General features: G+C 48.0%; 12 protein-coding genes. 3 read left to right on the forward strand and 9 right to left on the reverse strand.

The features are described 5' to 3' along the window. Positions 1 to 3: 3 nt before the first annotated feature. Entirely contained in the window at positions 4 to 2,235 is a 2,232-nt protein-coding gene (locus QUB56_RS15375) for a WD40 domain-containing protein (RefSeq protein WP_332956204.1), read from the reverse strand. A gap of 19 nt (positions 2,236 to 2,254) precedes the next feature. Beyond that, complete coding sequence (locus QUB56_RS15380) at positions 2,255 to 2,482, reverse strand: hypothetical protein (RefSeq protein WP_332956205.1); 228 nt, start codon at positions 2,480 to 2,482, stop codon at positions 2,255 to 2,257. Positions 2,483 to 2,937: 455 nt separating this feature from the next. Here QUB56_RS15380 and QUB56_RS15385 point away from each other — a divergent pair, with 455 nt between their 5' ends. Continuing rightward, positions 2,938 to 3,453, forward strand: a complete 516-nt coding sequence (locus tag QUB56_RS15385; protein WP_332956206.1) for a phycobiliprotein lyase — start codon at positions 2,938 to 2,940, stop codon at positions 3,451 to 3,453. A gap of 25 nt (positions 3,454 to 3,478) precedes the next feature. On the opposite strand, the gene QUB56_RS15390 is transcribed toward QUB56_RS15385, so the two are convergent. The 4 genes from QUB56_RS15390 to QUB56_RS15405 all read right to left on the reverse strand — a co-directional run bounded on the left by QUB56_RS15390 (position 3,479) and on the right by QUB56_RS15405 (position 9,321). Further along, the gene (locus tag QUB56_RS15390; RefSeq protein WP_332956207.1) at positions 3,479 to 4,165 is read right to left on the reverse strand and encodes a hypothetical protein; all 687 of its coding nucleotides are present in this window, start codon (positions 4,163 to 4,165) and stop codon (positions 3,479 to 3,481) included. A 155-nt stretch (positions 4,166 to 4,320) separates the two neighbouring features. After that, positions 4,321 to 6,849 carry a DUF3769 domain-containing protein gene (locus QUB56_RS15395; protein ID WP_332956208.1) on the reverse strand — a complete coding sequence of 843 codons (2,529 nt, stop codon included), beginning with the start codon at positions 6,847 to 6,849 and terminating at the stop codon, positions 4,321 to 4,323. 291 nt (positions 6,850 to 7,140) lie between these two features. Further along, on the reverse strand, positions 7,141 to 7,257 hold the full coding sequence (locus tag QUB56_RS15400) for a photosystem II reaction center protein I (protein ID WP_039887172.1): 117 nt from the start codon (positions 7,255 to 7,257) through the stop codon (positions 7,141 to 7,143). Between the two features lie 78 nt (positions 7,258 to 7,335). After that, positions 7,336 to 9,321 (reverse strand): hypothetical protein, encoded by a 1,986-nt coding sequence (locus QUB56_RS15405; RefSeq protein WP_332956209.1) that lies wholly within the window; start codon positions 9,319 to 9,321, stop codon positions 7,336 to 7,338. Positions 9,322 to 9,506: 185 nt separating this feature from the next. Between QUB56_RS15405 and QUB56_RS15410 the strand changes: the two genes are divergently transcribed. Then, entirely contained in the window at positions 9,507 to 13,073 is a 3,567-nt protein-coding gene (locus QUB56_RS15410; RefSeq protein ID WP_332956210.1) for an alpha-mannosidase, read from the forward strand. Between the two features lie 85 nt (positions 13,074 to 13,158). On the opposite strand, the gene QUB56_RS15415 is transcribed toward QUB56_RS15410, so the two are convergent. Beyond that, a complete protein-coding gene (locus tag QUB56_RS15415) occupies positions 13,159 to 13,746 on the reverse strand; it encodes a cytochrome b (protein ID WP_332956212.1) in 588 nt (195 codons plus the stop codon). Positions 13,747 to 13,874: 128 nt separating this feature from the next. Next, a complete protein-coding gene (locus QUB56_RS15420) occupies positions 13,875 to 14,087 on the reverse strand; it encodes a hypothetical protein (protein ID WP_332956213.1) in 213 nt (70 codons plus the stop codon). 296 nt (positions 14,088 to 14,383) lie between these two features. On the opposite strand from QUB56_RS15420, the gene QUB56_RS15425 reads away from it, so the two are divergent. Continuing rightward, the gene (locus tag QUB56_RS15425) at positions 14,384 to 18,349 is read left to right on the forward strand and encodes a PAS domain S-box protein (RefSeq protein WP_332956214.1); all 3,966 of its coding nucleotides are present in this window, start codon (positions 14,384 to 14,386) and stop codon (positions 18,347 to 18,349) included. Here QUB56_RS15425 and QUB56_RS15430 read toward each other — a convergent pair. After that, a complete protein-coding gene (locus QUB56_RS15430) occupies positions 18,341 to 23,164 on the reverse strand; it encodes a choice-of-anchor Y domain-containing protein (protein ID WP_332956215.1) in 4,824 nt (1,607 codons plus the stop codon). The two genes, QUB56_RS15425 and QUB56_RS15430, sit on opposite strands and share 9 nt — an antisense overlap. Between the last annotated feature and the right edge of the window lie 367 nt (positions 23,165 to 23,531).

Below are 23,531 nucleotides of genomic sequence, written 5' to 3' on the forward strand. Positions count from 1 at the left end.
TGACTATTCCCCCTCTTCTAACCTCAAAAAATGCACCTGTCCCGAAGCTTCCCCCGCCACAATTGTCACCCCATCCGGTGCAATAGCGCAAGCTTTCAACGCACTATCTCCCCTGAAACTAGCAACTACTTTTCGACTCAACAAATCCCAAACTTTGAGAGTATTGTCATCGGAAACAGAAATCACCCTATTTCCCACAGTCGCCACAGATGTTACCGTATCGCCATGACCTGCCAAAGTAAAAACTTCTTTTCTACTTGACAAATTCCAAACTTTCAGAGTGTTTTCCCGCCCGCCGGAAATCGCCCATTTGCCATCCGCCGTAACTGCCACAGCATTCACAAAACTCTCATGACCTTTGAGGGTAAAAAGTAGATTTTTGGCGCCTAAATTCCAGAGATTTGCCAAAATATTCTTTTCTTGAGCCAAACTCCAAACTTTCAGAGTTTTGTCCGCGGAAGCCGAAATAATCCGCTTGCTGTCGGGAGTAACTGTCACAGCTTTTATCCCGTCCTCATGACCTGAAAAAGTAAAAAGTTCCTCTCCTGTTTCTAAACTCCAAATTTTAATATTTGTGTCTGCCGAACCCGAAATCGCCATTGTTCCGTCCGCAGTCACTGCCACCGAATTTACCCAGTCCGTATGACCAGTGAAAGTAAAGATTTCCTTTCCGGTTTCTAGATTCCAAACTTTCACAGTGTTGTCGCCTGCACCCGAAATTAATCGCTGGCTATTCGCTGTTGTTGCGATCGCTTTTACCCCTTCTTGATGTCCCTCAATAGTAAAAATTTCCTGTCCGTTTTTGAGATTCCAGACTTTAATGCTGTTGTCAGCAGAACCGGAAATCGCTTTACTACCGTCCGCCGTCACTGCTACAGCATTTACCCAGTCATCGTGACCTGCAAATGATAAATTTTCTTTGCCTATTTCTAAGCGCCAAATTTTGAGAGTTTTGTCAGAGGAACCAGAAACTATCCGCTGGCCGTCCGGGGTAACAGCCACAGCATTCACTGGGGCGATGTGATTGGTAAAAGTGAAAAGTTCTTCTTTTGTTTCCAGATTCCAAACTTTCAGCGTTTTGTCGCCTGCCGCCGAAATTACTCGTTTGCCGTCGGGACTGACTGCCACAGCTTGAACGAAACTGCCGTGTTTTCCTAAAGTGAAAAGTTGCTTTCTTTCTGACAAACTCCAGGCTTGAACAGTTCCGTCGTAACTGCCGGAAATTATTTCTTCGCCGTCGGGAGTAACTGCTACACTTTTTACCCAGTCTGCATGACCGGTGAGAGTAAAAAGTTCTTTTCCCGTTTCTAGGTTCCAGACTTTAATGCTATTGTCACCTGACCCGGAAATCAACCGCTTGCTATCAGGAGTTACTGCTACGGACTGGACAAAACTGGTATGACTTTTGAAGTTAAAAATTACTGCCCCTGTTGACAAATCCCAAACTTTTATGCTGCCATCCCAAGAACCAGAAATTACTCGCTTGCCGTCGGGAGTTACTGCTACTGCTTCTACCGCAAAAGTCTCGCCTGCAAATGTCAATATTTCTGTTCCTGTTTCTAAATCCCAAATTTTAATAGTATTGTCCCAAGAACCGGAAATTATTTTGGTGCCGTCGGGTGTGACAGCTACAGCATTGACGTAGGTAAGATGACCTGTGAGAGTTGAAAGTTCTTCTCCTTTTTCTAAATGCCAAACTTTGAGAGTGTGGTCGGAGGACGCAGAAATTGCCCGCTTGCCGTCGGGGGTGATTGCTACAGCTTGTACCCAATCTGTATGTCCGGTGATGGTGCGCAGCAATCTCCCGCCTGGAGGAGTAAAGCTGGGCGTTAGCGGTAGCAGCCAGGGGGTTTTTGGGTGTTTTGCTTGTGCTAGCAGTGCTTGAATTTCTGGACTTTCAAAGCACATTAAGCGGGCAATTAGTTGGGTGGCTAGTTGGGTTTTGTCTTTGGCTAGTATGTGGGCAGACAGCCGAATTGCTTCTTGAATTAATTTGAGTGGGTCGGCTTTTTGGCCTGAGGTAATAATATCCGGATTTGTTGCTAAATCGTAATCTTCTATTAGCGCCTGTACTCCCGATGCTGACAGCTTGGCTTCAATAAAATTGTAATCTGTTAGTAAGCTGTATAATTTCTCTGAGTCTGAAGTCGCTGCTAGCTGATGGGGCCCGATTCCCAGGCAGTCCGTCTGTTCTGGGCGCTGCATTTTATCCAGCCCTTGTGTAAACTCGCTCATAAATTTACGGATGTCTTTTTTAAATGTATGCGATCGCTAGCTCTACCCTGCCGGAAACCCGATCGAGAATTTTTTCTCTTGACTTAGCATGACATATTTGAATGCTATCTGCTACGGGTTCCTGCCCTCGGTTTGGTGATTGTTCGATGAATTGGTGGTTTTTGAGTCTGAGTCTGCGAAAGAGAATTTTCCAGGAGTGCGATGACAATAAATCGCCGCCAATATAATTCAACTCAGCAACGCCCAATTTACCGATTGAGCGACAAAAGCTGAGATATATCGTTGTTTTTCTTAACCTAGCCCGTAGCTAGGGTAATGATTGTCGAGAGATAAACACAGTCAAGGTAAAAATTTTCAGGTATCGTAATTTTATTTGATGTGGAAGACTTTTTTAACGAAACACGATTCTGGATGCTCTAATTTTCTGTCAATTCCGTCGCATCCGCGATGCAGATATCCCAAGGCGTGCGGTTTCTTACCTCAACCTTATCTGCAATCTGCTTCACCCAAAGCTCTCAGAAAGCTTTGCAGGGGCGCCCCCTTCCTCTAAAATATAGAAAAGGACTTGCACTCTTAAACCGGGTTTCTAGACAAAATCATTGGTTTGACCGCTAGGTACGTAGGAAGAAACCGGGTTTCTGACTCCATAGCGCGCAAGTCACGATCGCAAATAAAGCAATATTGACTTTAGAGACAAATTTCATGGATGTTATCGAGTTTTTCGAGTTAAGTGCAGGCAAATGGTTTTCCCAGCGCACCGTACACAATCTCAATTCAGGGGAATTGCAGGCAGGTAAATCTGACCTCAACATAGAAATACTGACCTCGGGCGATGCAGCGGTCGTCAAACTTTGCCAAGAACACTCGATTGACCCGGCCTCAACTGGGCTAAAGGGCGTTCGGATTACTTGGGAAGGTATTCCCGATCGCAACCAAGCTAAACAAATCGGTTCTACAATACTCGCGGTCTTACCTAATCCCGACAATCCAAGCGTTGGCAAAGTGTTTCAAGACAAGGGTAACACTCGCTACGTGATGGGCGACGACGTGCTGACATTAATTACAGAATCAGACACCCTCCATGCGGAAGAAAGGCTGTGGTATCTCATGCCCAACCTGCGGCTGCGGACTAGCGTTGTTAAGCAAGCTAACGGTACGGAACAAGCCTCTTTTTGTTCGGAAATTCGGATGGGAGGAAGTGCCAAAAATGAAAACTGACAAATAACTATCTAGTTCCCCAAGTTTATACCTTATTTCTGCTTTCTCCCTTCTTTCTTCGGCCTTCTCGGGCAATGGCTTTTAACTTGGTGTGAAAATCTGTATGTTTGACAACTGGGAATGATATAGCCACAGGTTTGTCCGCTAATTTGCGATCGGCTTCGGCTCGATCGGCTTCGGCTCGATCGGCCAGGGCGGTAACAGCCAAATCTTCATAAACTACAACTTCTGTATTTTCTTTTGTGGCATCATCGGCTGCAGGCAATTTTTCTGTTTCCTCGGCCTCTTTGTTCGGGACTTCTGCCTGAAGCGCCCGATCAAGTTGCGCCTCTGACGGCGCCAGCAAATCTAACTCGGCTATACCGGCTTGTGATTCCGGGTTCGATAAAAGTATATCCTCCTGCGGCACTCGATCGCCACTGTTCAAGGTTAAATTTTGAGGAAAATTGTTGCAGACCAAGCGTTCAAACTCGCGATTGAAATGATAGAGAGGTTCACCTATCCGGTGCCACATACTCAATAGCTGTCCCACAGAAACAGCCTTGTAGCGCCCTTGATAAAGTGCTTCAACCACTGCTAAACGCAGCCAATAGCCGGGATACTTGGTCAGCCATTCACCCGCCAATTTCTCGGCTTTTTTGCCACCTAGGTCAAAACCGTAGTGAACCAGCAGAGCCGCTGCTTGTGCAGATATTGCCGTCACTTCTGTCATTTGTTGTCTGTTGACTGTTGACTGTTATCTGTTGTCTGTTGACTGTTGACTGTTGACTGTTGTCTGTTGACTGTTGTCTTTGGTTCCAATTACCCAATTACCAATTACCAATTCCCTGCGCGGGCCAATGACCAATGCCGAATTAGCCAATTGAATTAATCGGATAAACGCACGCCTCCTTCTACAGTTCGCACGTCCCCGGAAAAAGGTTGGGGAGTGCCATTCCAGTTGAAGTCGCTAATTCTAAAAGTCAGGCTGCCGACTTGACGTTCAGGATTAAAACGCAAAATAATTGCGTAGCTGCGGCGGCTGTATTCTAAAGTATAATTCGTACTGATTGCTTCCCCGCTTTCTAAATTAATAGCACTTTGAAATCCGACTCGAAAGCCTCCGTAAACTTGCTGGACAAGTCCAAAAGACAGGACTCTCAAATCTACTAAGCGATCGAATAAAAACGGAGATATACCGTCCCGCCCCACCTGGGTATAAGTCACGTTAAACCCAGTGTAATCGAGGAAAGGGCGGGAGAAATGACCGAACTGCCCTTGAATGCCGACGCTGGGGGCGATCGAATTTTGTCGGTCGCCGCTGCTGTAAGAAGTGCCAACTCCCCGGACTCCCAAGGCCAGTTGCACGAAAGGAACCACCGGCGTCCGCGTATACCTCAAACCCTGGGTGGGAGTCCGGGGCAGGGGTTCGCCCTGCCACAGGTTGAAGCCGCGGCTCAAGGCGACGCTGACTTGGGCACGGCCGAGATCGATGCGGTTGTTTTCCCGCACTGGTTCGAGCAAGTCTAGTCGATCGGTGTCAGCATTGATAAATTGATACCCAGCTTGGTAGCTGAGATTGATGCCAGTGCCAGAGAGTGGGATGACTGGGGAAGTGAGGATTGCCCCGAGGCTGCTCTGCACGGTTTGATAGCCCAAAGAACCGTTAAACAGCCGATCGCGGTAACTGTATTCTGCAGCCAGAGAGTGAGTGCCGATCGCCTGGCGCAGGCGCAAATTGCCCCGAAAGCTGTTTTCCGGCAAATTCGGGAAATCTTCCAAACTCAGAAAGATTGCCGAGCCATCGAGCCTGGTGCGCGGGCCCAGACTAGCCCCCAACCTCGCTTTCAGCCCGTAACTGTCGGGAGAAAACGGATTGCCGCCGTGCTTTTCCACAACCCGCTGAAGGTAAATTTGGGGTGTCAGAGTCAGCCGCACCGGCCCGTTTTGCAACACCTCAAAACCGCACTCGGCGAACAAACCGCCGCGGTCGCCCCCGTCGTAACCAAAGTTCAAACACGGGCCGTTCTGCTGCCTGCTGTCAAACACTTGCCTGCGGGGATACACGGGTATTTTGACCCGGTTGTCGAACACCAAGCGGGGTTTAGTTGTGACCAATTCCTCAGCCGTGGGCGAAATCCTTCTAATCGTCGCCCTCCGGGCCCTGTATTCAAATTCCGGGGGGGAAAACGGGTCGTTAGTAAGCCGAATGTTGGTTGCTACCCTCGCGCCGTCTGGCAGCAGTTCGATGCGTTCTGCTTCAAAGCGGACGCGGTTGACGGCGCCGACTACTTGGGGGGCTGTTAGCTGTCCGCCGCCGCCAATAGTCACTGTAGCAGCTCCGGGGGATTTGACTCCGCGCAGGGGCTGCTGGCTGGTAATTCGATCGCTCAGCGGCTGTTCGAGAATCGTCCCCGCACTGATATCCGTCGGCAGTGTGGGCGTCAATTCGCTACCTGCTGCGGGCAAGAAAATTTCGCCGCTTGCTTGTTCGACGGCGCCGGCGTTGAGGCCGAGATTGAACTCCATCTGCTGGCCGCGCACTACTTGTTGGCCGCGGGTATAGGCGACATTGCCGGATGCTACCACTTGGCGGGTGACTAAGTTGACGATCGCCCGATCGGCATCAATCACAGTTTGCCGGAACCGGACAACGACATTACCAACCGCCGTCACAATTTGCTGCTTGTCGTCGAATTCTTGGCTGTCGGCCTTAACTTCGATAGTATCGGCCGGACTCACTGGAAAAGGCACTGTCCGCCCAGAAGGCGGGGTGCGGACTCCCGGCGGCGCGGCTGGTTTAGGTTTCGGTGTCGGGGCAGGGGGGGTTGTGGGTGCGGGGGTGGTTCCTGGTGTGGGAATCTCGAACTCCTGTTGCCCGCTGGGTGCTGGTTCCGGCGGTTCGGGAACTGGAATATCCTGTGGTTCGGGAGAGTTATCTTCTAACTGCCGGCCTTGGGCCTGATACCAACTTTCCTGCTTTCCGACCAGATTTCTCTCTTGTTTTCTCTGCGCCTCTGCGGTTCGTTCCCGATTCCGAACGGCAATGGCATTTTCTACTGAACCCAACTGGTAAGTCGTAAACGAGGAATCTTGCTGAAGTGCTGTTGTTTCGGGTTCTCTGACAGGAACCCGACGCTGAAATCCCACCACTGCATCGCCGCTTTCTACGGACGCTAGGGGGTCGGCGATTTCTGGAGGCCGATCCGTGGCTGGGGTGGTGCCGAGGAGTGGGGCTGCGCGTTCTGCTTGGGCTGGTGCGGGTTCTGGCTGAACGATATCTGGGCTTGGTTCCGGTATTTCTGCGGGGTTGCTGCGGCTATCTCCATCGCCGGCCGCCACAGTGAGGGCCACTTTTTTTGGCTTGGCGATGTAGATGATGGCAGGGGGTTCTGGCGGCGGTACCGGATAGGGCATAGTTACAACAGGTAAGTCATCCGATTTTAGATTTTAGATTTTAGATTTTATAGGGTGCAAGTTATTGAAAATTTTGCATCTAAAAGGCAACTGTTTAGCAATTAATCTGACCTCTGAAATTTGCACTGGCTTTGGCGCGCCGGAATATGGCTGTTTCTGAACTTGCTTCCGCCACAAGATAACCTCGCGGATGGTGCGAGGTCAAGTTTTGTTCAACTAATTTTTGTGGGTTGGGGGGCTGGCTGGAGGGCTGCAGTGGCGTGCCCCCAGCCAGTGGCCGAGATAACTTGTTTATTCCATGTCTCTGCGGTTGGGGTTCCGAGCTGGGTCATTGGACAAAAATCCAAATATAAACAGGGAAACAAAAAATAAAACAACTACATTAACTACGATTTTGAGGGTTAGCACTGTGGGAATCTCCAAAGATGGCCTAATACTGAGCTGATTTGTTGCTGTTGCCGCAACTTTTTTATCATAAGCTAAAGATTAGTCAATTTTCTCTTTGTTGTTGAGGATTTTTGGCAAGTTGCTTTTTGCCCAATTCCAGAGTTGCTCCGCGATGTTTTCTAGCTGCAGCATGACTCGATCGAGCCATTCGAGCACTTGTTCTAGCGGGTGCTTAATGTATCCCATCGATTCTGCTTTTGTTTCTAAGCAGTCGCCCTCTGGTGGGACGCCTGGGCTCTGGTTTTTTGGCTGTCCGGCCGTGTATCTGCTGGTTGGCGCGGTGATTGCTGCTGGGGATTGGCTGTTTTTTGCGGTGGTCGGGTTGGTGTTTTTTGGCACTTGGGTTTCCGGCGCGCGCCGCTGACAGGTTGATTCTGCTGTGAGTGCAGAGCTATTTTTTTGAGTAAGTGCTGAATTTGGTGCTGGTTGGGGTTGACTTGAGCGCACTTTTGTGAGCAAGCTCTGTTTTAGCTGGGCGAGCAGGCGGTGAATTGCTTCGGGGTAAGGGGATATTGATACTGGGATCGATCGACCTTCTGCCACTTCTCCTAATTCTGCCCTTTCCTGTTTGACTTTTGGGCTCACTTGTGCTACATGGCTTTGAGCTGCTGCCTGAGGTTCGGAACTTCCATCGATTAAATGCCCGGGTGCTGCTTCCCCGAATAAGTCTTGCCAGTTCAGCCACGGTCGATCGACCTCTGGGCTTTTTTGGGTGTTTTCTTGTTGTCGCTGTTTCAAAGAATACTGAATAGCGACTGCTTTCTCCGTATTATCACTTGCTGCTGTTTCTTTGCCTAGGAGGTGGTCTACTGACGACCAAATAATTTCTTCGATGTTTCGAGCGTATTTTTCGAGGATGTCGCGGGCGGACAAATCTAACTTGGCTTCTGTGCCGGATGTATTAATTTTTACTCCGGTGGTTTCTGTTGTTGTGGCGGTTGTTTTTGCCGATGGCGGTAGGGTAAATTCTTCGAGGTTGACGGCGGCGCGATCGAGTAATGTAACAAAGGAGAGAGGATTGCTGATTCCACGATCGAACTTGCTGTTAAAATTAGTTTCTTGTTTTGGGGTATTCCGGTCGATCGAATTTGACGCCGCCAGCGACTCCTGTGCGGGTTTTGATGTGAATGACGCGCTGGCTTGTTCTGCTAGGATTGAATTGCGGTCGATCGCCTTTTTAACCGCGAGGATTGATTCTCCAAACTGATTTCTTTTGAGAGCAACCGGACTCGTCTGAACCCAAGCCATCAATTCCCAAAAACGACGCACCGGCGGCAACTGCGCTTTTTTTGCCGCCGACTCCAAACCGAGATTAAATTTTAATTCTTTTTGGGCAATTTCCCGCCGCCGGAGCCCGGAGTTGGCAATTTCCCAAGTTATGCGACCTTCTAGCATTTCCTGCTGTTCGGGTGTCAAAATATCTAATATCTGATTTTCTCTTCCTACCAATACTAAAGTGCGGGCTGGGATAAAACTCGCGATTCCCTGAACTTTCGCTTGGTCCCCAATTGCGGGCGTGGTGTTTAATTGAGTTTTAGCAAGCGGCTGTTCTAAAACTGAAGTAGTTATTTGATGCTTTGCGGTTTGTCCGCTAAGCTTGATTGCTGGATGTAAATTGTTAGCAGTATCTCCCCGATCGATTAACAGCGGGAAGCTGGCTAAAGTTTTCGCAGTTTGCGACGAGTTTAGTAACTTTTCTGCGAGGTGGAATATTTCGGCGATCGAACTTTCCTCAGAAGTTTCGCCCTGATACCAATTTTGTGGCAAATCGGGATTTTCGTCACCGCCAAATTCTTGTAGTTCCGGTAAATCTACTTTTTGACTTGATTCCCGCAACTGTCTGCCCAGCATTCGGGAACTTTGCACCAGCAAATAAACTGGATAAAGCAGAATTTGGGTAGCCGTGAGAGTTGCTTCTTTAATTTGACGCCAACTTCGATCGCAATTGTCAGCGACTTGGCGGGACTGTTTCGATATAAAATTTAATAGTCGGCTTTGGTATGGACCGTAGTAACCGTTCGACATAAGTTTAATTATTGAATTCAGATTTTTGATTCGCGCCGGAATTGCTAAATACTGCTGTAAAATCAAAGCGAGATCTTAATCTCCGCTTCAAACCCTCTGAAACCTTTATTTCTTCGCCGCGTCATAAGCCTCGGGGCCGTTCACTCGGATCTTTGATTCCTACACAAGTCCTATTTTAGCTAAAAATGAGCGCTTCTGTGTCACCTGCTAGCAACAATATTTCTGCCACTGTCGAAAAGTTGCGCCGCCTCAGTCAAGTGGAGGTTCAGTCTGGTTGGAGGTACTGCGATTCTGACTCTGCTGTCTCTTCAGTAAATATTTGTAACTGGCCTGTTGCCGAACTTAACGGCAAAGGACATATTGCTTGGCCGTCTGGGAAGCAAGTTTTGTATTTGGGCCAGCAATTTGTAATTCCTGACAATTTGCACGGCTATCCTGTGGTTGGTTTGCGGTTGCTGCTGGGCTTGACTTGGTGGGCAGAAGATGCTCAAATTTTTGTAGGCGGCAAGTTAGTGGGCCAGGGAGATTTATTTGATTGTGCCGCTCGAGTTTTGTTGAGTTCGTCGGCAAATCCCGGAGATGAATTTTTAGTAATTTTGCGGTTGGTAAGTCCGGGTCACGATAGCGGGGCTTTAGTGCGATCGATTTGTTTGTACGAAGCTGCTGACTCTTCTTGTTTCGATCCGGGTTTTGTGGCTGCCGAATTAGAGATTTTGCAGAATTCGCTGTTTGGTAATCGGGAAAATTTAAATTCCCAATACCTCCCAACTCAAAAAATAGGCGATCGCGCAATTTTTCTCAAGGGAGAAATGCTGAAATCTGAGATGGATTTGGCGCTTGGTTTGCTCGATTGGTCGGCGGTGGGCGATCGCGAAAAGTTCGACCGCTCGCTGTCTGTTTTGCGCCACAATTTACTGGGATATCTGCAGAGTTTTTCTGGGGATTTAGATGAGGGAACCGCAGAGGGCGCAGAGAACACAGAGGGAGGAAGAAGGGATGAGGTTTTTGAGGTGGGAGAAAATACCAATCCTACATCTATATATATAGGAGAACCTGGTGCTCAGGCATCTATATATACAGGTAAAATCTATTTGCTGGGTCACGCTCATTTAGACTTAGCTTGGCTGTGGCCTGTCCCGGAAACTTGGCAAGCGGCACAGCGAACTTTTGAGTCGGTATTGAAATTGCAATCGGAGTTTCCCGATTTGATTTTCTGCCATTCAACTCCGGCGCTTTATGCTTGGATGGAAGAACATCGGCCCGATTTATTTGCTGCGATTAAAAAACAGGTGGCGGCGGGTTGCTGGGAAGTTGTCGGCGGGATGTGGGTAGAACCGGATTTAAACTTGATTTCCGCTGAATCAATGGTGCGGCAAGTTTTTTACGGCCAGCGTTACGCAAAAGAAAAATTTGGGGAATTGATGCGGGTAGCTTGGCTACCGGATACTTTCGGTTTTGGGTGGCAATTACCTCAGATTTTGCGGCAAGGCGGAGTTGACTATTTTGTGACGCAAAAGTTGCGTTGGAACGATACAACGGAATTTCCCTACGGTGCATTTTGCTGGGAAGGGTTGGACGGTACTAAAATATTTAGCATGATGTCTTCTCCAATTGGTGAAGGTATAGAATCTGTAAAAATGGCAAGTCATGCTTTTGACTGGCAAGCTAAAACTAATTTGCAAGATGCTCTTTGGTTGCCTGGGGTTGGCGACCACGGCGGTGGCCCGACTCGTGATATGTTGGAGGTGGCGAAACGCTGGAAAATGTCGCCTTTTTTCCCAAGGTTGGAGTTTGCCAAAGCGGTTGATTATTTGTCTTTGATTGAGAGTCAGTTTTTGCCGGAAGTTGCGACAACTAAGCCAGAAAGCGATGTTTCAGAATCCCACAATCAGGAGAATTTTCCGGCGCTAGAATTTTCAAACTTGTCGGCAATGAAGGAGGCAAATCCTCCCGTCTCACAACTCAAAACTATTCCCCGCACTCTCCCCGTTTGGAAAGACGAACTTTATTTAGAATTCCACCGGGGTTGCTACACGACTCGCGCCGACCAAAAACGCCAAAACCGGCGCTGCGAAGAACTGCTCTACCAAGCGGAGTTGCTGTCTTCCCTGGCGGCGATTTGTACTGGTGCAGTTTATCCGAAATCAGAATTAGAATCAGCTTGGAAACAAGTTTTGTTTAACCAGTTTCACGATATTTTGCCCGGTTCTGCGATCGCCCAAGTTTATGCAGATGCTAATCTAGCCTTTGCCGAGGTCGATCGCACTTGTCGCGAAATCCTGCTAAAATCTTTGGATGCAATCTCGGCTCAAATTTCTCTCCCCTCCCCTCCTAGACCCGACGCTCAACCAATTTTGATTTTCAATACCCTCAATTGGTCGCGCTCTGAGGTTGTCGCCGTACCGCTTCCCGATTCCCCTGATTCAGCTTGGCAAATTTACGACTTGTCCCGACGGCGATTGGCTTCGCAGATTGTCAGGGGCGATCGACCGCGATCGCACTCTACACTGTTATTCTGGGCAAATAATCTCCCCGCCGTTGGCTACCAGGTGTTTTGGCTGTGTCGCGAAGACGATCAAACTGTGGATAATGCGTCCGCGATTCCAAAAACCGAAAAAAAGACAGAGTTATCAAAACTTACATACGGTATAGCACAAAAAAACACACCTTGTCAAGAAACGCATTTTGCAGACGCAGAAATGGTTTTAGAAAATGAATTTATTCGGGCAACAGTAGACGGAAAAACCGGGAATTTATCCAGCATTTGGGATAAAGTAAATAACAGAGAAGTCCTGAATGCAGCAGGCGGCAATCAACTGCAAGCATTTCAAGACAGCGGTCAATATTGGGATGCTTGGAACATAGATCCAAATTATGAACAGCATCAATTACCCGCGCCGACACTCAAAGATATTTCTTGGGTAGAGGAGGGAGAATTGCGGCAGAGTTTGCGCGCAGTCCGACAAATTGGCAAATCGGAGTTTTGCCAAGATTATATAGTAGAAATAGGTTCGCCGCTGCTGAAAATCAAGACAGTTGCAGATTGGCAAGAAAGTCACGTTTTAGTAAAAACAGCCTTTGGGTTAAATGTAGAAGCAGATTTTGCAACTTGCGAAATTCCCGCAGGTGCGATCGCTCGCACCACCAAGCCGCAAACACCCGCCGAAAAAGCAAAATGGGAAGTGCCGATTGTGCGCTGGACTGATATCAGCCATGACGGTTTTGGAGTGAGTTTGCTCAACGATTGCAAATACGGTTGCGACCTTCAACCAAATCAAATTCGCCTAACTTTGCTTAGGGGTTCGACTTGGCCGGATGAACAAGCAGATGTAGGACTTTCCGAATTTACTTGTGCAGTCTATCCCCACAGCGGAAATTGGCAGGATGCAGGTACTGTTCGACAGGGGTACGAGTTGAATATACCGCTGCTAGTAAAGGTGTTACCCAAGTTAGAGAAAAATGGCCACAAGACTCTGCCCGCAGTTGGCAAGTTTTTGGATTTGTCCGCCGAAAATTTAGTGCTGATGGCATTCAAACAATCGGAACATGATTCTAATGTCTGGATTTTGCGGTGTTACGAGTGTCGCGGTGCAGAGGCAAAGTTGGAATTAAAGAGCGATTTGGGTTTGGCGATTAGTCACCCCGTCGATTTATTAGAACAACCCATAAATTTGCCCCAGAAGTCAGACGATGGGAGAAGTTTCAGAATATCACCGTGGAAAATAGCGAGTTTTGCAGTAAATTTATCATAAATAGTCCTGGACGCATCAACTAATTATGTACGGTAGGCAGCGTGCACCCTACCGCTACCAATTGAGAATAGTACCCACCGCAAATTTATCCAACCTTTTGAGACTTTGAGAACTTGGTGCGAACAAAATTTGTCAACCTGCGCCAATTAGCTCTCACAACTTTCTTCTCAGCTAAAATATGCAAAATTACGAAAGCTAAAAACGTGTACCCAAGCCAAAAATGCAAACTCCTTCCCACCTCAACCATTGCGGGATTCTTCGGAAACATATCGGGGACAACAATTCCGAAAAATGGCACATTTTTATTTCTGATAGAGTTAGAAAGTAAGAAACCAGCAACCGGAACTAGCCACATAAAAACGTACAAAGTCGCGTGCAGAGCAAAATTTTTGTACCATTCCTTGGTAAACTTTGGCAGGCGTTTCGTATATTTTTTCCACCATACCCGCAGCAGAGTCAAAATCCGCCAAGTCAGGAAAGCCATTGTCAGCACCCCTACGGATTTGTGAAAAGCGTAAAGCGGATTTCGGATAAACAATTCTCTCGGCAATTGAGCCATAAACGGACCGGTAATAAACAGCACTAAATAGCAAGCTGACATCGCCCAGTGTAAAGACATCAGTTGTTTGAACGCAGAATTAAGTCTGGGTTTCGCAGCGGGTTGGGCAGTCATTCTTCCTTACCTCATTAGCGTTTGTTGGACAAGATTAAGTATAAACTATCGAACTAAAGCCCGTGACCGATTGTACTTTATAAGATTTACTTAACTTAATTATTAAAAATATTTATTAAAGAGTCAATTTAACTATATTCACGATCGTCATTCCCAACACAAAACATCGTACTGGGGTCGATCGCCCGCCAAGCAGTTTTCCGGTCAAGTATCCCCAAAGCCACCGCCAAAGCTGACCCAACAATTGCAAGGGCCGCCCGGTTCATCCGCAGCCCCGGCAAATATCCCAAACCAAATCCCAAGTAGCTCAGTCCCAATACTAAATATTTGAGTGTTATCATATATACTTAAAATCAGGGATAGTCGGTTTTTTCCATTGTCTAGGATGCTAAAAGTACAGACCGGGTAATTGCAGCTAAACCTGCTGGCATTGCAACTAGCGGGAAATATCGCCGGCAGAGGGTCTACCAACTACAAACAAACACAGTGGTTGCATTGGGAAGCGAAAAGCATGGTGCTGGACAAGTTGTAATTTTGTTACAACTTGTAACTTTTTTAAAACAACAGGTTTAATTTAGTTTCACAAGAAAGTTAAATTCCAGAAAGTAAAATTAATTACAGTCGAGTTAAGCTAAAAGTGTTTGCTAAAAAAAGTCATTCAAGCAACCCAGAAACCAACAATTCTTACTTAACCGGCACGGAGGGCGAGCTCGCGTCAGCAAAACTTTCGTGCAGCCCACAAGTCCAACAGGATTGGTATCGAACTCTCTACGACAATTTTCCTGGCATTTACTTCGTCCTAGATGCTTTGGGAAGAGTTTTTTCGCTCAATCAATTCGGCGAATCTCGCCTCGCCTACAAATCGCAAGAATTAATTTGTCATTCAGTTTTTAACATATTTTACTGCCCGTATCAAGGGAAAATGCAGGCAGAATTTGCCGGATTGGGCCAGGAAAACGGTACGCCCACTCCAAAAGTTGCCTGTTGGGAAGGTTATTTGACTTGCAAAGACGGCAGAATTATCACGGTAAAAGCAACAGCGCGCGCCATGCCTGCGATCGAGTGGAAAATAGAGAAAAATACCAATGGTAGCTCCATTCCCAATTTCCAAGGGCCGGCTGTACTGTTAGTTTGCGAAGAAATTAAGCCGGCTTGGCAGTCATCCACGCTATCGGCGCCGTCCAAACAGAGAGAAAATTGGCGCCCTCCAACTTTGGCGATTGCAAAATTAGCCCAAATTCAAATTAAAGAACGCAACAATATAGAACAATTCATCCGCGAAGTAACAGAAACGGCTGTCAACATTCTCAACTGCGATCGAGCGAGTATTTGGCTGTACGGTGAAAACAAAACTCAGCTTCACTGTATTGACCTTTACGAACAAAATACTAAACTCCATTCCGTACAAATAATCATCACAGCCGCCGACTGTCCGGCATATTTTAAAGCTTTAAAATCAGGAAGTGCGATCGCCACAGCGGCCGCCGAAAATGACCCGAGAACGCGAGAACTTGTCGGTCTTTATTTGGCAGATCGGGACAGGATTTCCCTGTTAAACGTACCGATTGTGCTGGCAGGTCAAAGGTTGGGAATAGTCAGCGCCGAACGCCACGGTTCCGAGGGGGATTGGACGGAAGAAGAACAGGAATTAACCAAAATATTAGCAGACTTTATATCGTCAAGTTTGTCAGAGAGCGAAAACTCTAAATTAGAAGCAATGCGGCGCGAACAGCAGCAAAGCTTGCTGACCCAATACTACGATCAACTAGAAGAAAGAGTAGACAGACGCACTGCTGAACTCAAAAAAGCCAACCAAAAACTGCAAAAAGAAATAATTAAAAGAAAACAAGCAGAAGCAGAAATGCGCCGGCAGCAACAAGAACAGCAAATTATTTTTGATTCCGTGCCGGCGATGATTTGGTACAAAGATACGGAAAGCCGCCTGCTGCGAATTAATAAAGCCGCCGCTGCATCGAGAGGTTTGCCCGCCTCTCAACTAGAAGGTAAATCTTTTTATGAAATCTATCCAGATGAAGCAGAGCAATATTATTTAGAAGATTTGGAAGTAATCAATTCCGGCCTTCCCAAACACGGCAAAATCGAACTGCTGCCAACTGTCTCGGGTCAAAAATGCTGGGTGCGGACAGATAAAATACCTTACCGCGACGAAACAGGTCAAGTCGTTGGCGTGATCGTTTTTGCAGTAGATATTACTGATTTAATTAGAGTCGAGAAAAAACTGCGAGAATATCGCAATAAACTTGAAGCAAAAGTCGAAAAGCGCACGGGTATGTACAGGCAAGCCATGACCGCTTTGTACTCGGCAAATACGCAATTACAACAGCTAATTAACAACAGCTATTCCGGAGAAAATGGCAGCAGCAGATCGGCAGCGCGCTTGCTCGAATGCGAAGATTATTTTGAAGCAGTTGCCGTGGCTGACCGCGACACAATTTTGAGCGTCAACAGCAAGTTTGCCGAGCTGTTCGGTTACGAACCTGCGTCTATGGCGGGAATGAGCTTGCTGGAACTGCTGTCGCCGAAATCATACAAACAGGCGCCGCAAATGATTTCTGCAGCTAGCAATACAGTCTGTGAAACTATTTTTATCAGGCGAGACGGCACTGCTTTTCCCGCTGACGTGCGCAGCAAATTCGTATTTTGGGAAGGTCGTTTAGTGCAGGTAAAAGCAGTGCGAGACCTCACGGAACGCAAACTGATCGCAGCAGAATTAGAGCGTTCGCGCTCTCTGCTGCACGCTACCTTGGAAGCAACGGCAGACGGGATTCTCGCCGTTACTACCGCCGGAGAACTGATTAGTTTTAACGAAAAGTTAGTCCAAATGTGGGGAATTTATGAAGAAGTTAGAAACTCAATGGATCGAACGGTGCGGCTGACATTCCTCACCAAGCAAGTTAAATATCCGAACGCTTTTTTGCAGAGAGTTAAAGAAATTTATAGCGATGCGGAGTCCGAAGGCTGCGATATTCTAGAATTTAAAGACGGCCGCACTTTTGAGCGCTACACGCAGCCGATTCGAGTCGGACATAATATTATTGGCAGGGTGTGGCGCTTTCGCGATATTACCTCTCGGGAAAAGGTGACGGCAATGTTGGGGGATTCTCAAAGGCGCTTTCGGGCAATTTTTGATTCTTCTTTCCAATTTGTGAGCTTGTTGAAACCGGACGGCACTCTCCTGGAAGCTAACCAAACTTCTCTGGATTTCGCGGGAATTAAGCTGCGGGATGTGGCAAATAGACCGTTTTGGCTGTTGCCGTGGTGGGGAGATTCTGAGGAAGTTCGCCAACAGTTGCAAGATGCGATTTCTCGATCGGCAAAAGGTGAATTTGTCCGCTATGAAGTGGAAGTTCAAGGTGTAAATCGGACGGCAACTGTTGATTTTTCTCTCAAACCGGTCGCGGATGAAACTGGCAAAATAGTATTGCTGCTGCCGGAAGGTCGGGATATTACTCAAAGCAAGCAAGCCCAAGTCGCGCTGCGACAACAAATAGAACGGGAACGCCTGATTGCACAGATTCAATCGCGCATCCGTTCTTCTTTGGATCTCCAAGATATTCTCAACACTACAGTAGCGGAAGTGCGGGAGTTTTTGGCAACCGATCGCGTGCTGATTTTCCGCTTCCGACCCGGCTGGAACGGAGATGTGGTGGTGGAGTCGGTGGCAGAAGGATGGATGCCGCTAAAGGGGATGGCAATTGACGATTGCTGTTTTGCCAATACTTACATCGGACAGTATTTAAAGGGCCGCATTCGCGCCATAGAAGATATTCATGCTTCTAATTTGACCGAGTGTCACATTAATTTTTTGGTGGCGTGTCAGGTGAAGGCAAATTTGGTAGTGCCGATTGTCCAGCAGGGAATAGAACACCGCGATGGCAATCCTTCTTGTCAAGTGCCGCAGTTGTGGGGTTTGCTGATTGCCCACCACTGTTCGGCACCCCGCCCGTGGCAGCAGTTTGACGTGGATTTGCTGAGTCAGTTGGGTACTCAAGTGGCGATCGCGATCGAACAGTCTTTACTTTACCAGCAGTTAGCTGCTGCTAACCAGCGGTTGGATGCGTTGGCGAATTTGGACAGTCTGACTCAATTAGCTAACCGCCGCCGATTTGACGAGGTAATCAACCGGGAATGGGAGCAGTCGAGCTCGGAGGAACCGCTATCTTTGATTATGTGCGACATTGACTGTTTTAAACTTTACAACGACAATTACGGCCACCAAGCCGGGGATGCTTGTTTGCAGCAAGTGGCGCGGGCGATTGCGGATGCTTGCACGAACGCACCTGCAGAACGCCTCTATTTGGCTGCTAGGTACGGTGGCGAGGAATTTGGGGTAATTTTGCCAAATACGGATATCGTGGCTGCACAGGCTATTGCTGAGGGAATCCGCCAGCGCGTCAAAGCCTTAGCAATTCCCCACATCAAGTCTGTTGTCAGCGATTGTGTGACTCTCAGCTTGGGAGTTGCGGGCGTTTCCCAAAGTCAAAATTCCCCGAAAATGTTGATTGAAGCGGCGGATAAGGCACTTTATCGAGCTAAGTCGGGCGGGCGCGATCGAGTGGCGATCGACTACTCACTAAAGTGAAATTATATCGCTAAGGGCGATCGCACTAGCTGGCACCCCTAGCAACAGCACCAAACCTTCCCCACTTGGTTTACTTATTAAAGTGCCTTCGGGAATTTGACTTATTGCCAATTCCCCAATACTTGCGCCTTTATATTGTAGCACATCCAGCCCTGATGTGAAATCAGAAATAACATCAAATCCGGCGTTACTTTCTAACACAAACGTGTCATTTCCTAGACCTCCAACTAGACTATCATTCTCCAAACCTCCGATTAAAATGTCAGATCCAAAACCGCCAATAAGAGTGTCACTACCAGCCCCGCCAAAGAGAGTATCATTTCCCTCGCAGCCATCTAGCAAATCGCTACTTTGATTGCCGCTTAAGAAATCATTACCAGCCCCGCCGCAGAGAGTATCGCTGCCAAAATTGCCGTAGAGAAGATCGTTGCCTTGGCTATCGAACACAATATCATTACCTTTGCCGCCAAATGCAGAATCATTACCTTTACCGCCGTCGATAAAATCATCAGCTTCATTACCAAAAATTAAGTCGTTATCTTCCTCGCCATTTATGGAATCGTTGCCACGATTGCCAAAAATGATATCTTCACCTTCCCCGCCAACAATGATGTCATTATTTTTGCCTCCCAAAAGGAGATCATCTCCCTTGTTACCCTCAATAAAATCCTTGCCTCGGTTCCCGTAAAGGATATCGTTGCCATCACCGCCGTAGAGGTTGTCGTCGCCTTTTTCCCCATCGAAAATGTTCGGATTTGGACTGCCGTAAAAAGCATCATTTCCCGCAGTGCCCAACTCAATTTCACCGCTACTATTGCTGTTGATAATATTGTCAACTTGATTTGGTTGGTTGAAATTTGGCCCAGGGATAGTATCGCAAATGCAATCGCTTTCCGTTGGAGCCGGAGTCGGTGTTCCCGATTGGGTTGGCGTCGGCGTGGACGATGGCGTGGGAGTTGGTGTTTCCGTCGGAGTCGGGGTTCCCGTTGGAGTCGGAGTCGGCGTTTCGGTCGGAGTCGGGGTTCCCGTTGGAGTCGGAGTAGGTGTGGACGTTGGAGTGGGCGTCGGAGTGGGCGTCGGAGTCGGAGTTGGTGTTCCCGTTGGAGTCGGTGTTTCCGATGGTGTGGGTGTTGGAGTTTCCATCGGAGTCGGTGTTGGAGTTTCCGTCGGAGTTGGAGTTCCCGTTGGAGTCGGAGTGGGCGTCGGAGTCGGTGTTGGAGTTCCCGTTGGAGTCGGAGTCGGCGTTGGAGTCGGAGTCGGAGTAGGTGTTTCCGTTGGAGTGGGCGTCGGTGTTCCTGTTGGAGTCGGAGTCGGAGTCGGTGTGGGCGTTGGCGTTTCCGTTGGAGTCGGGGTTCCCGTTGGAGTCGGCGTTGGTGTTCCCGTTGGAGTCGGAGTCGGCGTTGGTGTTCCCGTTGGAGTCGGAGTCGGCGTTGGAGTGGGCGTCGGCGTTGGAGTCGGAGTCGGGGTTCCCGTTGGAGTGGGCGTCGGCGTTGGAGCCGGCGTTGGAGCCGGAGTTGGAGCCGGAGTCGGAGCCGGAGTCGGAGTCGGAGTCGGAGTCGGCGCGGTAATATTAACGCTGAAGGTTCCTAAAGTCGTAGCATTTACAGGATTCCCAGCAGTATCTTTAACTTGGTTACCTTGCAGATTAATACTGTAAGTTGGATTATTATCTGCAATATCCCAACTTCCCCCAGGCGGAGTAAATGAATAAGTTGCGGTCCGCGTCAAGCCATTAGTATTAGTATCAACACTGACAAAGCTAACAGGAATACCACCGCCTGACCAATTGATTAAAAAGTCAGAACTGTCGAGAGTTGTAACATCGATCGCACTATTATCGTTAAAAGTAACAGTAAAACTTTGACTGGTTCCCCCCGCCGCCGTAATATCAGCAATAGTGGTCGGATTTACAGTTGGGGCAATGCCATCAATTACAAGATTTTTATTTTGACCCAAGGAATTAGCAGCACCCGGATTCGGCAAAGTCAAGACAGCATCAGCATTGGCAGCATTCTTAATACTACCGCCGTTGAGAGATAAGGCAGTTGTGGAAGTATAATCTAAGTCGGAACTGCTATTGCCGGCTGTTACTGTGTAATTAAATGTCAGAGTATTGCTGCCGCTGCCGCTGGCATAATTAATGACAGTACCTGCACCGCCTGTGGCTAAGGTAAGCTGCGGCGTACCCGTAACTGTAACTGGTTGATTGAATGTAACGGTAATGGGAATTGTTGCACCGATCGCGTAACTTCGATCTGCCTGAGTTGATGTGATATTAGTAATAGCAGGTAAAGGACTAACTGTAATGCTGGCTGTTTCGCTGGCGGTACTAAAAGCACTAGAAAAGCCGTTAGTTGTTAAGTCTGTTGTGACATTAGCCGTGCCGCCGTTAGTGCCGGTAATTCTATCCCAAGCATTGAAGGTAATGCCGTTAGTAACAGTTCCGGTGTAGTTGCTATTGGGAACGAAGCGGAGGCGAGTTGTCGCGTCGGCTGCTAACAACAGTGCAGTTGCAGGGGTAGGAACAGTAGTAATATTGTTCCAGGCTGTGCCGTCTGTTGTATACTGCCAACTACCGTTTGTAGTATCTAAATTTGTGAGGGCGATGCCTCTCGGACGCAGGGAAATGGCATCGTTGGGGTCAGTAATTTTAGTGCCGATAATCGCTGATATTAATGTGCCGCTGTTGGTGGTTTCGTTAACGTTAATTGCTGTTAAATTAAGCGTGCCGGAATTGTCTAGGACTGGGGAATTGTTGACGAGGACGCTGACAGTTGAAGTGCTGGTACTGTAACCGTCGGTTGCTGTGTAGGAGAAGGTGTCGAGGCCGTTGAAAGTGGGGTAAGGGGTGTAGACAATGCTGCGTTTGGGGTCGATCGCGATCCTATTGACTATACCATCTGCATTGGGGTTGAAAGTGGGATCGGCTGTACCGTTGATGCTGTTCAACCGGGCAATATAATTGCGGGGCTGCCCGCCGATATTCGTGAAACCGCCTCCTACTACTGGGTTGTTGTTAGGATCGATCGCGATCGCATACACTCCACTATTCGCATTAGCATTAGGGTCAAAACTAGGATCTGCCGTGCCGTTGTTGCTGTTCAAACGAGCAATATAATTACGTGGCTGCCCGCCGATATTCGTGAATTCGCCGCCTACAACTGGGTTGCCGTTAGCATCGATCGCGATCGCAATGATACCTACTTGATCCGCATTGGAGTTAGCATTGGGGTTAAAAGTAGGATCTGCTGTACCGTTGATGCTGTTCAACCGGGCAATTCTGTTCCGTGGCTGCCCGCCGATATTCGTGAATTGGCCCCCTACAACTGGGTTGTTGTTAGCATCGATCGCGATCGCAAAGACTCTACCATCCGCATTGGGGTTAAAAGTAGGATCTGCCGTGCCGTTGCTGCTGTTCAACCGGGCAATATCGTTGCGCGGCTGCCCGCCGATATTCGTGAATTCGCCGCCTACAACTGGGTTGTTATTAGCATCGATCGCAATCTCATAGACAGCATTATTCGCATTGGGATCAAAAGTAGGATCTGCCGTGCCGTTGCTGCTGTTCAACCGGGCAATAAAGTTGCGGGGTTGTCCGCCGATATTGTATAAAGTGCCCCCTACAACTGGGTTGTTGTTAGCATCGATCGCGATCGCAAGAACAGCACCATCCGCATTGGGGTTAAAAGTAGTATCTAGCGTGCCGTTGCTGCTGTTCAACCGGGCAATTTGGTTCCGTGGCTGCCCGCCGATATTAGTGAAGAAGCCACCTACAACTGGGTTGCCGTTAGCATCGATCGCTATCGACCTGATTAAATTATCCGCATTGGGATTAAAAGTAGGATCTGCCGTGCCGTCGCTGCCGTACAAGCGGGCAATTCTGTTGCGGGGCTGCCCCCCGATATTGGTGAAATTTCCTCCTGCATAAATCCAGTCGTCAACAGTCACAGTGCCGCCGGTTGGTTGAGTAACACTCTGCACTCTCAGCGCCTTTGTGCCACCAGTATCGTTTTCCAGGACTTTAATTTTAATATTAGGAGTGCCGACAGTTGCGATCGCACGATCGGGACTAGCAACAGGCAAATCATTAACAGCTATCCTGCCCAAACGAAATGTAGCGCTTCCCTGGTCAGTATTGTCGCCAAAAAATAGGAAACTCGGCAATCTGTAAGGATTGAAACTTAAAGGAGGAGAACTCGCAGCGGGGTCAAACTGGATTTGACGCAGCGGTCCCGTTAGGATGGCAGTTGGGGAATTATTAGCAAAAAGTTCATAATTGCTGCCTTGTACTTTCAGGACATAATTGTTATTTGCAGCGGTATTAAAATTAATTGTTTCCGCCTCAACAAAATTTGCTGACTGACCGAATATTCTGCCGTTTTTAAAACCCAATTCTAAACCGTTCAAGCCGTCGCTGCTAATAGCTGTGACGCTAAAGCCAGCGCGGTTGGGGTTGCTAGTTTCTGTCGGAATCGCTGCATTAAAAGATATCGTATAACCAGCGGTGCGATCTAATGTGGCCGCGGTGGAAGGCGACAATATCGCTGCTGTCTGACCCGGAAGCAGCGAGGTTGGATTGTAATTGGTGTAACCCGCGTAGCCGCCAGAAGGGTTATTGGGAGAGATAGTGGCAGTATTGATACCAGTTGTGTTTGGCGTAAACGCACCCGTAGCCGGCAAAACCAGGGGATTTAGGGAAGGTAAGGGTAGCTGTCCGTAAGCAAGGCCTGTGCCGCTGGGCGTGCCTATGCCGGGGGGCGTTCCGCCTGGAAATGGAAAGTTGCTAATCGCGTCGTAGAGGGTAATGTCGGGCATGATGTATTTAAAGGTAGATGTTTTGCTGAGTTTTAGAAATCAAGCCTAGCAAATTTACCGATCGGTGTTAGCTTTTTTCTACCTGTTGTCAAAAAAATTACGCAATTTTTAACTTTTGCGTAATTCTGGCACCACAAAAAAGCGATCGCCCTAACTGGCATAAAGTTAGTGCGATCGCGGTACCATGAATCAGCTATGTATTAATCAGACTCTGCGCGTAGCTTTTACGCATTTTCACAAAGATTGTGACACGACTTCACAGAAAGAGGTCAATCGATTTTAGATTTTAGATTTTAGATTTTAGATTGACCCCACGGATAAATGCTCTTTCTTGAGGATTTTCGATTTGCGATTTGGGATTGATTCC

Source organism: Microcoleus sp. AR_TQ3_B6 (assembly GCF_036702785.1).
Lineage (GTDB): Bacteria > Cyanobacteriota > Cyanobacteriia > Cyanobacteriales > Microcoleaceae > Microcoleus.